The 15,514-nt window shown below is 58.2% G+C and carries 9 protein-coding genes, 1 tRNA gene and 1 pseudogene; 6 read left to right on the plus strand and 5 right to left on the minus strand.

Annotated elements, in window-relative coordinates:
- Positions 1-181 precede the first annotated feature (181 nt).
- A complete protein-coding gene (malQ, locus tag I2D41_RS08560) occupies positions 182-1,699 on the plus strand; it encodes a 4-alpha-glucanotransferase (protein WP_271741687.1) in 1,518 nt (505 codons plus the stop codon).
- Positions 1,700-1,827: 128 nt separating this feature from the next.
- The gene (glgP, locus tag I2D41_RS08565) at positions 1,828-4,095 is read left to right on the plus strand and encodes a glycogen/starch/alpha-glucan family phosphorylase (RefSeq protein WP_229042291.1); all 2,268 of its coding nucleotides are present in this window, start codon (positions 1,828-1,830) and stop codon (positions 4,093-4,095) included.
- Between the two features lie 457 nt (positions 4,096-4,552).
- Here the strand turns inward: glgP and I2D41_RS08570 are convergent.
- The 5 genes and pseudogenes from I2D41_RS08570 to I2D41_RS08590 form a co-directional block, all read right to left on the minus strand.
- Positions 4,553-5,754: pseudogene (locus tag I2D41_RS08570) on the minus strand (ABC transporter ATP-binding protein).
- A 67-nt stretch (positions 5,755-5,821) separates the two neighbouring features.
- On the minus strand, positions 5,822-6,661 hold the full coding sequence (locus tag I2D41_RS08575) for a carbohydrate ABC transporter permease (protein WP_022095055.1): 840 nt from the start codon (positions 6,659-6,661) through the stop codon (positions 5,822-5,824).
- Positions 6,661-7,515, minus strand: coding sequence for a carbohydrate ABC transporter permease (locus tag I2D41_RS08580; protein WP_006235864.1), 855 nt, complete (start codon positions 7,513-7,515; stop codon positions 6,661-6,663). The genes I2D41_RS08575 and I2D41_RS08580 overlap by 1 nt, the downstream gene beginning before the upstream one ends.
- An 88-nt stretch (positions 7,516-7,603) precedes the next feature.
- The gene (locus I2D41_RS08585; protein ID WP_161160758.1) at positions 7,604-8,920 is read right to left on the minus strand and encodes an ABC transporter substrate-binding protein; all 1,317 of its coding nucleotides are present in this window, start codon (positions 8,918-8,920) and stop codon (positions 7,604-7,606) included.
- Positions 8,921-9,226: 306 nt separating this feature from the next.
- A complete protein-coding gene (locus I2D41_RS08590) occupies positions 9,227-9,991 on the minus strand; it encodes a GntR family transcriptional regulator (protein ID WP_324249166.1) in 765 nt (254 codons plus the stop codon).
- A 184-nt stretch (positions 9,992-10,175) separates the two neighbouring features.
- On the opposite strand from I2D41_RS08590, the gene I2D41_RS08595 reads away from it, so the two are divergent.
- The 4 genes from I2D41_RS08595 to I2D41_RS08610 all read left to right on the plus strand — a co-directional run bounded on the left by I2D41_RS08595 (position 10,176) and on the right by I2D41_RS08610 (position 14,922).
- Positions 10,176-12,626: a PTS transporter subunit EIIC gene (locus tag I2D41_RS08595; protein ID WP_195364228.1), complete on the plus strand. Its 2,451-nt coding sequence runs from the start codon at positions 10,176-10,178 to the stop codon at positions 12,624-12,626.
- 125 nt (positions 12,627-12,751) lie between these two features.
- Positions 12,752-13,765: a polyprenyl synthetase family protein gene (locus I2D41_RS08600; protein WP_035137766.1), complete on the plus strand. Its 1,014-nt coding sequence runs from the start codon at positions 12,752-12,754 to the stop codon at positions 13,763-13,765.
- A 138-nt stretch (positions 13,766-13,903) separates the two neighbouring features.
- Positions 13,904-14,809 carry a peptidoglycan-binding domain-containing protein gene (locus I2D41_RS08605; protein ID WP_022094145.1) on the plus strand — a complete coding sequence of 302 codons (906 nt, stop codon included), beginning with the start codon at positions 13,904-13,906 and terminating at the stop codon, positions 14,807-14,809.
- Between the two features lie 38 nt (positions 14,810-14,847).
- Positions 14,848-14,922 (plus strand) — tRNA-Gln (locus I2D41_RS08610).
- Positions 14,923-15,514: the final 592 nt, after the last annotated feature.

Below are 15,514 nucleotides of genomic sequence, written 5' to 3' on the forward strand. Positions count from 1 at the left end.
TCCGTACATGTACGGATGAATGTGGGAGGTGTTCGGATGAAGTCGATAATCAAGGTCGACCAACTTTTTTATCTTGCCTGTACATGTTTAAACAACATGTTTTACAATAGGCGTATCGAATCAGAACATCGGAGGCGGACTGCACACCCATCGGCAGGCCGACCCCACAACAAGAAGGTTGGTGAGCGCATTCATGGAGCGTGCAAGCGGCGTCCTCATGCCCGTCTCATCTCTGCCCGGACCATACGGAATCGGCGGCTTTGGCTGGAATGCCTACGACTTCGTCGATTTTCTCGCCTCGTGCAAACAACATTACTGGCAGATTCTGCCCCTTACGACGACCAGCTATGGCGATTCGCCCTATCAGTCGTTCTCGGCCCGCGCAGGCAACCCCAACTTTATCGACTTTGCCGAGCTTATCGAGGCAGGGTATCTGGAGCAGCGCGATATCGATGGCGTGTATCTGGGATCCGACCCCAGCAATGTCGACTACGGTGCCATCTTTGGTGGCCGCCGTCAGATTCTCGACCGCGCCGCCGAGCGCTTTGCCGCCGACAAGCCGGCCGATTTCGATGACTTTATCCAGGCCAACGAGGACTGGCTCATCCCCTACTGTGAGTTCATGACCGTCAAAGAGGAGTGCGGTCTCAAGGCGTTTTGGGAGTGGCCCGCGGAGCTCCGCACCCGCGGCGAGGCTTCCGCCAAGGTCTGCGCCGACCATCCGGCGCGTATGCTCTACCACCAGATGACGCAGTACTTCTTCGATCGCCAGTGGAGCCGCCTCAAGGCCTATGCCAACGAGCGCGACATTCTCATCATCGGCGACCTGCCCATCTATGTCTCGCGTGACTCCGTCGAGATGTGGGCGACGCCTGAGCTCTTTAAGATCGACGCCGCCGGCAATCCCGTGAGCGTCGCCGGCACGCCGCCCGACCAGTTCTCGGCCACCGGCCAGTACTGGGGCAACCCCATCTACGACTGGGACGCCATGGAGTCCGACGGCTTCTCCTGGTGGGAGGGCCGCATTCGCGCCGCCCTCGACATGTACGACGTCATCCGCCTGGATCACTTCCGCGGCTTCGAAGCCTATTGGGAGGTGCCGTTCTCCTCACCCGATTCGTCCTACGGTTCGTGGACGCAGGGTCCCGGCCTCAAGTTCTTCAAGACGCTCGAGGAAAAACTCGGCACGCTGCCCATCATCGCCGAGGACCTGGGCTTCCTCACCCCCGGCGTCATCGACATGCGCGACAACTCGGGCTTCCCCGGCATGAAGATCCTGCAGTTTGCCTTTGAGGGCACCAACTCGTACTACCTGCCGCATAACCACATCGCCAACACCGTCGCCTATGTGGGCACCCACGACAACGAGACGGCGCGCGGTTGGTTTGAGGGAACGGCCACCCCGCGTCAGCGCGAGCAGGCAGTCCTGTACACCCATCAGCAGGCCGGCGAACCCATGGCAGATGCACTCAATCGCACCATCGCCGCCAGCGTGAGCGACACGTGCATCTACACCATGCAGGACCTGCTCAACTTGGGCAACGAGGCGCGCATCAACACCCCTGCCACGCTGGGCGGCAACTGGACCTGGCGCATGCTCGACGGCGCCATCACCCGCGAGCTCGAGCACAAACTCACCGACTGGACCGAGACCTACTTCCGCATCCCGTCGGAAGCCGAAATCGAGCTTCCTCAATAGGAGCTACCGCGCCCGACCCCTCCCCACCGTGCGGACGCGCTTGCTTTTCCCGCGCGAGGCCACCCCAATCCCCTCGCGCGGGCTTCTTATGAATTGCAGACATGAAACAACCCATCACAGGAGAAAACATGCCCCAAATTAACCTCATGGAACTCGCCGAGCAGTCTTTTGGCACCTCGCTCGAGCAGCTCGACGACCGTCGCATTTACAAGCTGCTGGTCAAACTCGTGCAGGAGCGCTCCGCCGCCTGCCCGCTCAACAACGGCAAGAAAAAGCTCTATTACATTTCCGCCGAATTTTTGATCGGCAAGCTACTCATCAACAACATGATCGACCTTGGCATCTACGACGAGGTTAAGGACCAGCTCACCGCCGCAGGCCACGACCTCAACAAGATCGAGGAGTTCGAGGTCGAGCCGTCACTCGGCAACGGCGGCCTGGGCCGCTTGGCCGCATGCTTCCTGGATTCCATCGCCACGCTGGGCTTGACCGGCGATGGCGTGGGCCTCAACTATCACTACGGTCTGTTCCGTCAGCGCTTTGTCGACAACCAGCAGAAGGCCGTCCCCGACGAGTGGCTCGGTGAGCAGGACATCCTAGTCGACGATGACCGCTCCTACACCGTCGAGTTCGGCGATTTTGCCGTTACTTCCAAGCTCGTCAACATCGATGTGCCCGGTTACGGCCAGCCCACCAAGAACCGCCTGCGCCTGTTCGACCTGGCGAGCGTCGACGACGGCCTGGTCCCCGGCAGCTCCATCGACTTCGACAAGACCGAGATCGCCAAGAACCTCACCTTGTTCCTCTACCCCGACGATTCCGACGAGCAGGGCCGCCTGCTTCGCATCTACCAGGAATACTTCATGGTAAGCAACGCCGCCCAGCTCCTGATCGACGAGGCCATCGAGCGCGGCAGCAACCTACACGATCTGGCCGACTACGCCGTGGTCCAAATTAACGACACGCACCCCACCATGGTCATCCCCGAGCTCATTCGCTTGCTCACCACCGAGCATGGCATCGAGTTTGACGAGGCCGTGACCATCGTACGCTCCATGGTCGCCTACACTAACCACACGATTCTTGCCGAGGCGCTCGAGAAGTGGCCGCTCGCCAGCCTGCAGAAGGTCTCCCCTGCCATCGCCGACATTATCGTCAAGCTCGATGAGATCGCGAAAGCCGAGCACGATGACCCGCGCGTCGCCATCATCGACGAGCACGACACCGTCCACATGGCTCACATGGACATCCACTTTGGCTTCTCCATCAACGGCGTAGCCGCCCTCCACACCAAGATCCTGGAGGACACCGAGCTTCATCCGTTCTACGAGATCTATCCCAAGAAGTTCTCCAACAAGACCAACGGCATCACCTTCCGCCGCTGGATCCATGGGGCCAACCCCGCGCTCGCCAGCCTGCTCGACGATGTGATCGGCACCGACTGGCGCAGCACCGGCGATCTGAGCAAACTCGCCAAGTTCGCTGACGACAAGGACGTTCTTGAGCGCCTGGCCGCCACCAAGGTCGAGGCCAAAGCCATCATGCGCCAGTTCATGGCGCTCGAGCAGGGCGTGACCATTCCCTCCAACGCCATCATCGATGTCCAGGTCAAGCGCATCCACGAGTACAAGCGCCAGCAGATGCTCGCGCTCTACATCATCTGGAAGTACCTCGATATCAAGAACGGCAACAGACCTAAGCACCCCGTCACCATCATCTTTGGCGGCAAAGCGGCGCCTGCCTACACTATCGCGCAGGACATCATCCATCTGATCCTGACGCTATCGCAGTGGATTGCAAACGACCCCGACGTGGCTCCCTACCTGCAGGTTGTCATGATCGAGAATTACAACGTCACCGCCGCCGAGCACGTGATCCCCGCCGCTGACATCTCCGAGCAGATCAGCCTGGCCTCCAAGGAGGCGAGCGGCACCTCCAACATGAAGTTCATGCTCAACGGCACCCTAACCCTGTGCACGCTCGACGGTGCCAACGTGGAGATTGCCGAGCTCGTGGGCGACGAGAACATCTACACCTTTGGCGCCTCGTCCAAACAGGTCGAGCAGCTCTATGCCGACGGCACCTATGACGCCGGTGTGCTCTACCGCAAGCCCGGCATTAAACTGCTGGTGGACTTCATCACCAACCCGGCCTTTATGGCGACCGGCAATGCCGAGCGCCTGCAGCGCCTGCACGATGACATTAAGGGCAAGGACTGGTTTATGGCCCTGCTCGACATTGAGGAGTACATCCAGACCAAGGAGCGCGTGCTGGCCGACTACGAGGACCAGGACGCCTGGATGCGCAAGGCGCTCATCAATATCGCCAACGCCGGCACCTTCTCGTCCGACCGCACCATCTCCCAGTACAACGACGAGATCTGGCACCTGAACTAATTTCACTTCCCTTACCCATCCTCTTGAGAAACGGAGTCGTGGCAACACGGCTCCGTTTTTTGTGCCCGCACGTTATCCTGTGACCCGACTCGACCGAAGAATCTCGATCTGTAACAGCTACTCGGTAAAAACGGCCCCAGCTGTTACAGATTGAGACATACCGGCCCCTCCCCTTGGGTTTATCTCAATCTGTAACATCTAGCAGCTGAAATTCACCTTTGGTGTTACAGATTTAGATGAAATGGTTAGCTCAGCAGAACCGTCTCGATCTGTAACATCTAACGTCCGAAATCAGCCTCACCCGTTACAGATCGAGACAAACGACCGGTCAGACAGCCCCAACACAAAGAAAGGCTCCCCTCTCGCCCAGTGGACGGGAGGGGAGCCTTATATGTGACCGCGGCAAAAGGATGGCAATACCGCAGTCGCCCAAAGGGAGGGCCTGGATGCACCGGGCCTAGATAAGGTTCTTGCCAGAGACCTTATCGAAGAGGTGGGTCGCGTTCTTCTCGAACTTGAACCAGATGGTGTCGCCAGCCTTGAGCGCGCCCTTGGCCTCGAGGTCGACGACGGGGATAATCAGGACAAACTGGCCATCGGGAGCGGTCACGTGGACATGCTCGGTCGAACCCATGAGCTCGGTCACCTCGACGGTACCCTGGAGCGCGCCCTCCTCGTCCTTGTCGGCAAGCAGAATCTGCTCGGGGCGCACGCCGGCCGTGATCTCCTTCACGTCGCCGCCGTCCCAGTTGAGAGCAAGCTGAGCGCAGGTCTCGGGAGCGAGCGCCACGTTCATATCCTCGGTCTTGACGGTAAAGCCGTTGCCCGAGCGCACCAGCTGGGCATCGAAGAAGTTCATCTGCGGCACGCCGATAAAGCCGGCAACGAAGATGTTCGCGGGATGATTGAAGACCTCCTGCGGGGTGGCGATCTGCTGGACGACGCCGTCCTTCATGACCACGATACGGTCACCGAGGGTCATAGCCTCGGTCTGGTCGTGAGTAACATAAATGAACGTACCCTTGATCTCGTGGCGCAGCTTAATGAGCTCGGCACGCATCTGGTTACGAAGCTTGGCGTCCAGGTTGGACAGCGGCTCGTCCATCAGGAAGACCTTGGGGTCACGCACGATGGCGCGGCCGATAGCGACACGCTGGCGCTGGCCGCCGGAGAGCGCCTTGGGCTTACGGTCGAGGTACTCGGTAATGCCCAGAATCTCGGCAGCAGAGCGAACCTTGCGGTCGATCTCGTCCTTGGGAACCTTCTTGAGCTCGAGCGTAAACGCCATGTTCTCGTACACCGTCATATTGGGGTACAGAGCATAGCTCTGGAACACCATGGCGATGTCGCGGTCCTTGGGTGCCACGTCGTTGACGCGCTTGCCATCGATGAGCACATCGCCCGAGGTGATGTCCTCCAGGCCGGCGACCATGCGCATCGTCGTGGACTTGCCGCAGCCAGAGAGGGGCCAACGAGAACGACGAACTCCTGGTCGTGAACGGTGAGGTTGAAGTCCTCTACAGCGAGCACACCGTCCTCGGTAACCTTGAGGTTGTGCTTCTTCTCCTCGGTCTTCTTCTTTTTGCCAAAGAAGCCCTTCTTTTTGGACTCGGTGTTGGGATACACCTTCTGAACATGCTTGAGAACGATCTCGGCCATGTCTTTACCTTTCGATATGCGGCGCCATGTTGAGGGCGCCGCAGAAACTTGCAAAACAGTTACGGCATCAGCCCTTGACGGCACCTGCCACCACACCGTCGATGATGTACTTCTGGCAGAGGATGTACATGATGACGATGGGGATAACGACCATCATGATGCAGGCCATCATGGGGCCGAGCTCGACGTGGCCGTAGCCGCCGCGGAAGTACTGGATCAAGATAGGAATGGTCTTGTACTTGGTGGAGTCGAGCGTAAGGTAGGGCAGCAGATAGTCGTTCCAGACCCACATGGTCTCGAGGATGCCGACCGAAAGATAGGTGGGCTTCATGATGGGAAGGACGATCTTAAAGAACACCTGGACCGGGTTGCAGCCATCAATCATGGCCGCCTCCTCGATCTCGAGCGGGATGTTCTTTACAAAACCGGCGAACATAAAGACCGCCAGGCCCGCGCCAAAGCCGAGGTAGATAAAGCAGATGTTGAACGGCGTGTTGAAGCCGATGCGGTCCGCCAAATTGGACAGCGTGAACATGAGCATCTGGAACGGCACGACCATCGAGAACACGAACAGGTAATAGAAGAAGTTCGAGATCTTGTTGTTGACACGAACCACGTACCAAGCGCACATGGAGCAGCACACCAAGATCAGCACGACCGACGTGACCGTGATGATGAGCGAGTACATAAATGCCGAGGCAAAGCCCTGCTCGTTAAGGGCGTGCATGTAGTTTGCGAGGCCGTTGAACGTCTCGGGCGTGAGCAGATCGAATGCCGTGGTGGTGCTGATTGCGGTCGCTTTCTTAAAAGAATTAAGCGCAATCATGAACACGGGGTAGATCCACGCGAGCGACAGGATCGTAAAGAAAATCGAGAGCGCGCGGTTGATAACCTTATCGCGTTTCATTACTGCTGCACCTCCTTGGACCTCGTGGCCTTAAGCTGGATCATGGAGATGGCCACGACCAGGATGCAGAAGATAACCGCCTTGGCCTGACCAATGCCCTGCCATGCGATACCGGCACGCGAATAGAACGTGTTGTAGATGTTCAGGGCGAGCATCTCGGTGGAGTGCGCGGGGGCGCCGCCGGTAAGGGCGAGGTTCTGGTCGAACAGCTTAAAGCCGTTGGTGATGGACAGGAACAGGCAGATGGTGATGGTCGGCATCAGGTTAGGGATCTTAACCTTCCAAAACGTCTGCCATGCCGTAGCGCCGTCGACCTTGGCGGCCTCGATGTAGTCGGACGGAATGGACTGCAGACCAGCGATGTAGATGATCATCATGTAGCCGACCTGCTGCCACAGGGTCAGGATGATAAGGCCCCAGAAGCCAGCAGCAGAGTTAAGAGCGATGAGCTGGGCGCCCACGTTGGAGAGCAGGCAGTTGATCAGAATCTGCCAAATGTAGCCCAGCACGATGCCGCCGATCAGGTTAGGCATAAAGAAGATCGTACGGAAGATGTTGGTGCCCTTGAGCGCTTTGCGGGTGAGCGCCTGCGCGATGGCGAGGGCGATCACGTTGATGAGCACCGTCGACAGGAAGGCAAACGCCACGGTAAAGAAGAACGACGTGGAGAACTGCGGATCGGACAGCGCGCGCACGTAGTTCTCGATACCGACAAAGTGCGCGTTACTAATGATAATAAACTGGCAGAACGAGAGATAGAAGCCCTGGATAAAAGGGATCACGAACCCGATCATAAACGCCAGGCACGTGGGCAGCATAAAGAGCGGCCACCAGCGCTTGAGTGCTTTGCCCATAAAAAGGGTCCTTTCAATATACAGGGGGCGGGCAAACCAACGTCTGCCCGCCCCCTGTCGCTAATCAGATAGCTTGGGCAGCAACTGCTTACTCGGAAGCGGCCTTCTCGGTCTTCCAGCCATCGACGAAGGCGTTCTTGACGCCGTCCCACTTGCTGTTATCGGCAGCGTAGGCAATCAGAGCCTGCTTGAGGTTCTTCTTCCACTCCTCGGAGGGAATGTAGACGAAGTCCCAAGCGACGGTCTTCTTGCCGTCCTTGGCCATGGCAACGGCCTGCTGCGAGAAGACGTTGGTGGTCTCCTTGGCGCTCTTGAACGGAGCGGTCAGACCCATCTTGTCGGCGATGATGCTGGTCGGGGTGTCAGCGGTGACGCACCAATACATGAAGTCCTCGGTGGCCTTCTGGGCATCCTCGGAAGCCTGGGAACTGACGCACCAGTAGTTCTCGCCGCCGGAGCACAGGCCCTGGTTCTCCTCGCCGTCAACACCGATGTAGATGGGCATCATGCCAATCTGATCGTCGGTCATGCCGGCCTTGACGAGGTCAGAGTAGGCCCAAGAGCCGTTCTGGTAGAAGACGGCCTTGCCGGTTGCGAACTCGTTGGTGGCGTCGTCGCCGGTCTTGGAAGCAAGCTGCGAAGGATCGCAGGTGGAGTCGGTGATGTACAGGTCGAAGATCTGCTTGTAGTTGTCGAGGAACTCACCCTTGATCTCGTCGTCCTCCTGGTTGTGCTCCTTCTCGAACTCGTAGTAGAGCGGCATGTTGGCAAGGTGGGTGGTGTAGCGCCAGCTGGAGGAGTCATCCATGCCGGCAGAAGTGAAGGCACCCTCAATGCCAAGCTCGTCCTTGCGGGCCTGAATGTCGTCGGCACAAGCCTTCAGCTTGTCGAAGGAGTTGATGTCCTCGGCCTTGTAGCCAGCCTTCTCGAGCAGCTGCTTGTTGTAAATAATGCCGAAGCTCTCCTGAACCCAGTCGATGCACACATCCTTGCCGTCGGACTGCAGAGCCAGGGAGTCGTCAATGAGCTCACCGCGGAGCTTGGTATCGGACAGGTCGGCGCAGTAATCCTTCCAGTTCTTAAGACCGGTGGGGCCGTTGACCTGGAACAGGGTCGGAGCGGAGCTCTTGGACATCTCGGACTTGAGCTTCTCCTCGTAGGTGTTGGAGGCGGCGGTCACGATCTTGACCTCGACGCCCTTCTCCTTCTTATAGGCCTTGGCGATTTCCTTCCACTCCTTGTCGACCTCGGGCTTGAATTGGAGGAAGTAGACCTCGGCAGCGTCACCAGAAGCAGAGGAGCCGGAGCCGGCAGAACCGCCGCAACCCACGAGACCCAGACCAAGAACCGCAGCCGCGGAACCAGCAAAGCCCAGGAACTGCCTTCTGCTCATTTCGTTCTTCATTACAATCCACCCTTTCACACCGTGGCGGCACCCTTTGCCGCCGCCTTCGGAGATTGCCTCGGGGACTTTGCCCCTTTTGCTGATTTGTACAATACGCTATTTGACTAGTTGTTTGAACAAGTATTACAAGAGCGGTAGAAAAACTTCGGTGAACGGTAATTTCAACTTGATACTTGACAAGTTTTGTATAAACAATTATTTGTTATCGAATGCAGAGAAAACGCCGGGTCAAGCCGATGCATCGTCGGTTTGACCGGGCGTTTTCTCTTTGAGGGCATGAGCCTCGTCAGGCTGCGAGCTAGCCGGCTATCGCTTAGAGTTAACGCGGTAGTGGAAGATCTCAGGATGCGTGCGGGCATGCGTGACCTCGAACAAAATGCCATCCGAGGTGTATGACTGGCTCTCCATGACGGCGACACAGTTGTATTTGCCAAGGTCCAAGTAGCTGCAGTCCTCATCGTTGGCAAGCTCGACGCTCACTGTACGGCGACTCGCCATCACCTTGACGCCGCGTTTGTGCTCCAGATAGCCGTAAATAGAATCTGCCGCGATCTCGGGGGTCAGGCCCTTGGCGATCGACGCCAAAAAATAGCCATGGTCCACTTGGCGCGCGTTGCCGTTGAGGCTTCGGACACGCACTACGCGAATAAGCTCCTCGCCCACCCTAAAGCCCAGGCGACGAGAGAGCTGCTCGGTGCAGACCAGATGTTCAAAAGACTTAACGTCCGTCGATGCAACGGCATTGTTGCGCTTTGCAAACTCGCCAAACGACTCAACCTCTTCGAGTGCGCCCAACATGTCGGTTTCGCCCTTAAGCCAAATAACGCGCACGCCCTTGCCGTGTATGGGCTGCACAAACATCCCGTCGGCCAGCATGCTCAAAGCGCGGCGGACGGTATTGCGCGTGCAGCCAAATTCCGCGGTCAGTTCGGCTTCGGTTGGCAGCATCTCCTGAAACGCATAGGTCCCATTAATGATGCGCGAGCGTATTTCTCGGTAGATTCCTTCGTATATCGCTTTTGGCATTGTTTCACCTCTACATTGTTCATTACCGGCTAGGCACGATAGCATTTCTTAAAGTTGTTTAAACTGAATATCGGTAAAGCGACAGGATTTAACCGTTGACGGTTTCTGTCATGCCCAAATCGGTTTCGCTCAAAACTGCCGGTACGACAATCGTCCGGTCCTCTACAATGAATCCATTGTTTAAACGTTTCCCCACGCGCAACGCGCCTCGATATTCGGAAGGCAGAACATGCTGCAAAAAATCCAACGCTTTGGCGGGGCAATGTTCGCGCCCGCCATGCTGTTTTCTATATCAGGCCTCATGGTCGGCGTCTCCGCTCTCGCAACGACTGCGGACATCGTCGGCGATCTCGCCGTATACGGAACCCCTTGGTACGCTTTTTGGACCATCATCCAACGCGGCTCGTGGACGGTCTTTAAACGCCTCCCGCTCCTTTTTGCCGTAGCGCTGCCCATCGGCCTTGCCCAAAAACAACCGGCTCGTTGCTGCCTCGAGGCTCTCGTCGCCTATTTTGCCTATTGCTTCTTTTTGAGCGAAATCATTAAGCTGAGCGAAGACAATCTTGGACTTAAGTACCCGTCGTCTTTGACCTCCGCCAGCGGCATCACCATCATCGACGGCATCAAGACGCTCGACACCGGCATTATCGGCCCGCTGGCGGTGTCGGCAACCGTCGTCGCCATCCATGACCGTTTCTACGATGCCAAGGTTCCCGATTGGCTCGGTACCTTCTCGGGCTCCTCGCTGGTCTACCTCATCAGCTTTTTTGCCGTGTTCGCCCTTGCCGCCATCTCGGCCGCCATCGTGCCCTTCGTATACGCTGTGACCGAAACGCTGCGCCATGCACTTACGAGCGTCGGCCCCTTTGGCGTGGGCATCTTTGTGCTTTTGGAGCGAGCGCTCGAGCCCATGGGGCTGCACCACCTGCTCTACATGCCGATCTACTACGACAACCTGGTCATTAACGACGGCATCTACGCCACGTGGAGCAGCTTGCTCCCCATCCTCTCCCATAGCACGCGCCCCCTTAATGAACTTGCGCCGTGGGCCGGTTTTACCGCCACCGGCTGGGTCAAGCTCTTTGGCCTTCCCGCCATCGCAGCCGCGTTCTACTCCACCGCAAAACCAGAGCGCCGCGCCGGCCTCAGGGTCATCCTTGTTCCCGCCATCATCGCCTCGGTGGTTTGCGGCGTTACCGAGCCACTCGAGTTTCTCTTTATGTTCACCCACCCCGGGCTCTTTTTTCTCTACGCCGTCTTATCGTCTTGCCTTGCCACAACCATGAATCTCTTTGGCATCGTCGGCATCTTCTCGGGCGGCCTCATGGAGATGGCAGCCTTCAACTTTATTCCGCTCATGCGCACGCATGCCGGTGCCTATCTTTTGGCACTCGGTATCGGCCTTGCCTTTAGCCTCATCTTTTTTGTTAGTTTTCGAGCACTCATCTTGATCTATGACCTTAAGACACCGGGCCGCGAGGATCATGTCGCCAATCGCGCGGCAATCGATCATTTAACGGGAAGCGGCTTTGCCAAAGAGCAATCTCCCAATGACGAGGTCAATAGTCGATCCGATCAAGATCACGTCCTCGCTGAGCGGGCAATTCAGCTTTTAGGTGGCGTTGGCAATATTGTGGGCGCAACCAACTGCGCCACGCGCCTGAGCGTCGAGGTCGCAGACCCTTCCATCGTTGCAGATAACGCGGCGTTTGTCGCGGCGGGCGCCAAGGGCCTCATCATTACGGGCAAGACCGCCCAGGTGATCATCGGCATCTCCGTTCCCCGCGTTAAAGAGCATTTTGACCAGATCATGGGCCTCGAGCCGGGATTTGTGCCCACCGCCTCGGCCTCCCCTGCCGCCAGCGCAGCCCATAAGCGCGGCGATATTTGCTTCTTCGATATCGACGGAACGCTCGCCTGGCAAGACCCCAGGCTCGCCCAAGACCTTCCCGAAGACGAGCGGGACCTCTCCCCCTATCCCAACGAGGCGGTTTCGCAGGCAATCCGCGAGTTTGTCGCCAACGGCAACATGGCCTTCATCTGCACAGGGCGCACCCTCAGCTGCATCCACCCCAAACTTCTTGAGCTGCCCTGGACCGGCATCGTCTGTCTTGCGGGCGGTTACGCCGAGATCGACGGACACGCAATTCGCGATCTGTCGATGACACCCAGCATGCTGCAGCATCTTGCCCCCTATCTTGAGCAATCGGGCGAGGTCATCCGCTTTGAGGGCCTCAACGGCGTCGTGCGCATGAGTGCCGATGCCCCCGATGCCCCCGGATACGCGCGCACCCTGGGCGACGCAGTCACGCAGCTGCAACATTACAGTGTCTACAAGATCTTGATGTCTACATCGCTCGCCAACCACATCGCTCAAGATAAGACACTTGAGCCGCTGCTGTGCTTTAACGAGCTCGAACTCGAGGTAACCGAAATCTCGCCCCGCGAATGCACGAAGCGCGGGGGCATCCAGTCTGTACTCGACGCCCTCGATCCCCACCACGGAACCGTATACGGCATTGGCGACGCCAGCAATGACATCTCGCTGATGAACGCCGTCGATGTCGGTATCGCCATGGGCAACGCACCAGACTATCTCAAGGATAAGGCCGATTACGTGACCGACACCGTCGATCACGACGGTGTCGTTGCGGCGCTCGAGCATTTTAGGCTGATTTAGGCACACTCCATCAAACGCACGCCCGTTGTCCTAAATCGCCAAAACTGCCGCGCCAAACGCCCTGATGTGGCAATATGTTGTCTGCATATTGCATCAATGCAACCTCAGAAAGAATGCGAGAACCCGTGTCCAGTCCGTTTACCAGCTTTTTAGCCCAACACTTTGACCAGATTAACGACTATCTGGCCACGTTCTTTGACGGACAGGCGACCTCTGCCGATATCGAGCGCTACCTGTACGCGCCGCTCTCGGCTTTTACGGCCAACGCCGGCAAGCGCCACCGCCCGCTTATCTGCATGCTCGCCGCAACCGCAGTGGGCGGCAGCTTTGAGAGCGCCCGCAGCGCCGCGGCAGCTATCGAGCATTTCCAGTCGGGCGCGCTGATCCACGACGACATCGCCGACAACGGACAGCTTCGTCGAGGCAAGCCCTGTATGCACCTTACCGAGGGCACGGGCCTTGCCATCAATTGTGGCGACCTGGCGCTCACCATGGTCACCAAGACGGTTCTCGACGACCCTACGCTGGAGTCCGACGTGAAGCTGCGCGTGCTCCACGAGCTTACCGAGATGATCGTCCGCACCATTGAGGGTCAAGCACTCGACCTGGGTTGGGTCCGTGACGGGCGCTTTGATATCTCGGTTGATGACTACCTGGACATGGCGACGCACAAGACCGCGTTTTACAGCGGAGCCACGCCGCTTGCCGCCGGAGCCATTATCGGCGGCGGCAGCGATGAGCAAATCGGAGCGCTGCGCGCCTTTGGCCTACACACAGGCCTTGCCTTTCAGATTCAGGACGACCTGCTCAACCTTGTCGGCACTAAGGAAGCCGCCAACAAGGACTTCCGCACCGACATCACCGAGGGCAAGCGCACGCTTGTCGCCGTACACGCCCTCTCTGATGAGCGCCACCACGACGAGGTCGAGGCGATTCTTTCCTCGGGCACCGATGATCCCGCGCAGCTCGCACGCGCCGTGGAGATCTTCCAGGAGACCGGCTCTATCGATTACGCCCACACTTACGCGCTCGACCTGACCGCTAAGGCCAAAGCGGCCATCGAGAACGTTGAGCTTGATCCGCACGCACGCGAGCTGTTCCTCTCCATGGCAGATTTCTTTGTGGAGCGCCTTAACTAACGGGGGTTATAAAACCTGTCAGCAGCGTATTTAGGCACAACTTGCTACACTGTTGAGTGCATGTTTATGCATCCCTTTGCGTTGTCTATCCGACAGACGCTCAAATAGTACGAATGGTACGCCGAAAGGGGTTCGTTCATGGAACCTATTACAACGGGCATGCAAGGAGCAGCCGTCGAGGACGTGCAGTCTCGTCTCCTGCAGCTCGGCTACACGATTGATGCCGCCGAAGTCACCGACAAGTACTTTGGAGCCACCACTGAGCAGGCCGTCAGCACCTTCAGGCTCGACAGCGGCCTTGCTGCCGGTCATGCCGTCGATATCCCCTGTTGGAGCGCCCTTGTAGACGCTTCGTATAAGCTGGGCGACCGCACCCTCTATCTGCGCATGCCCAATTTCCATGGCGCCGATGTGCAGGCCCTGCAGCGCGCTCTCAACGTTTTGGGCTTTGCCTGTGGCGAAGACGACGGCTACTTTGGTCCGCATACCGAGGCCGCCCTGCAGCAGTTCCAGGAAAATGTCGGCCTGTTTGCCGACGGCATGGCCTTCCAGGACACCTACGCCTACATCAACCGCCTGCACCATGTGTGGGAGGGCAAGCCCTCGGTCACCGAAGCCGAGTCCCGCATCGGTTTTGCTCGCGCCGCCAACGTGCTCGAGCGCTTCCAGATTGCCGTTATCGGCGAGGACCCCATCGCGCGCAGTGTTGCGTCGCGCATGTGGAATATCGCCACGGCAACGACCGACAACAGCGGCATGATGCTCTGCGACTCCGAGGTCCCAACCGACGTTGACCTGGTGCTCGAAATCGCAAGCGACGAGCTGCCCGCCGACGCCGCACCGCGCGCCACGATTGCCCTCGCCGAGTGTCACAACCTGGCCCAGCGCATCCGCACTGCCAATGTCGCCGCGCAGCAGAAGCCGGCTCGCATTCGCATTGAGCTCACGGGCATGACGCGCTACAACGGCACCTTCACGGCCAGCGACGCGCAGACGCTCGCCGTACGCCTACTCGACGGCGTTTGCGATGCCCTCGCAGATTAGGTAAACTAGACGAGTTGCTTTTGGGCAACACCACACATTGGGACGTAGTTCAACGGTAGAACTCCGGTTTTTGGTGCCGGCTGTTGGGGGTTCGAATCCCTCCGTCCCAGCCATTAAAACTGAGCGCCCTAAGCCCATAACGGCCCAGGGCGCTTTCTTGTGGGCAAGCGGAGGAATTCGAACCCGCAAGGGTGCGGAGCTGAGGAAACGCGAAGCGTTTTCCAGCGCAGCACGCAAGGAGCGAAGCGACGCAGCGGGGCGCGGCCGCCGACCAGGCGGACGCGGAATCCCTCCGTCCCACACCAGCCAAGAGCCCCTCACGTCAAGCAAATCGAGCCAACGCCGCCAGGCGGAGGGATCCGAACCCGCAAGGATGCGGAGCGACGCAGCGGCGCGCGGCCGCCGCAGGCAGACGCGGTGTCGGCACTTGGGGACGTTCCTAAGTGCCGACATTATAGGAACGTCCCCAAGTGCCGGCTCGGGACTATTTTCGAGGACTCTCCGAAGGACTGTGGCCAAAATACGGCAAATATGAGTACTGTTACCGTTGTAGCTACATTATTATCGTTAATAAAAGAAGATCTTAATGAGACTTATTCGCATCAAGGTCTTCCTTTAATGAACACTTGAGGAGATACGGCAGCTTATCTGGGTCGCGCGCGCAGACGTGGTGTAAGAGTGTCCTGAGGTCCGTCGCTGCAAGTC

It is taken from the genome of Collinsella aerofaciens, assembly GCF_015552075.1.
Classification (GTDB): domain Bacteria; phylum Actinomycetota; class Coriobacteriia; order Coriobacteriales; family Coriobacteriaceae; genus Collinsella; species Collinsella aerofaciens_Y.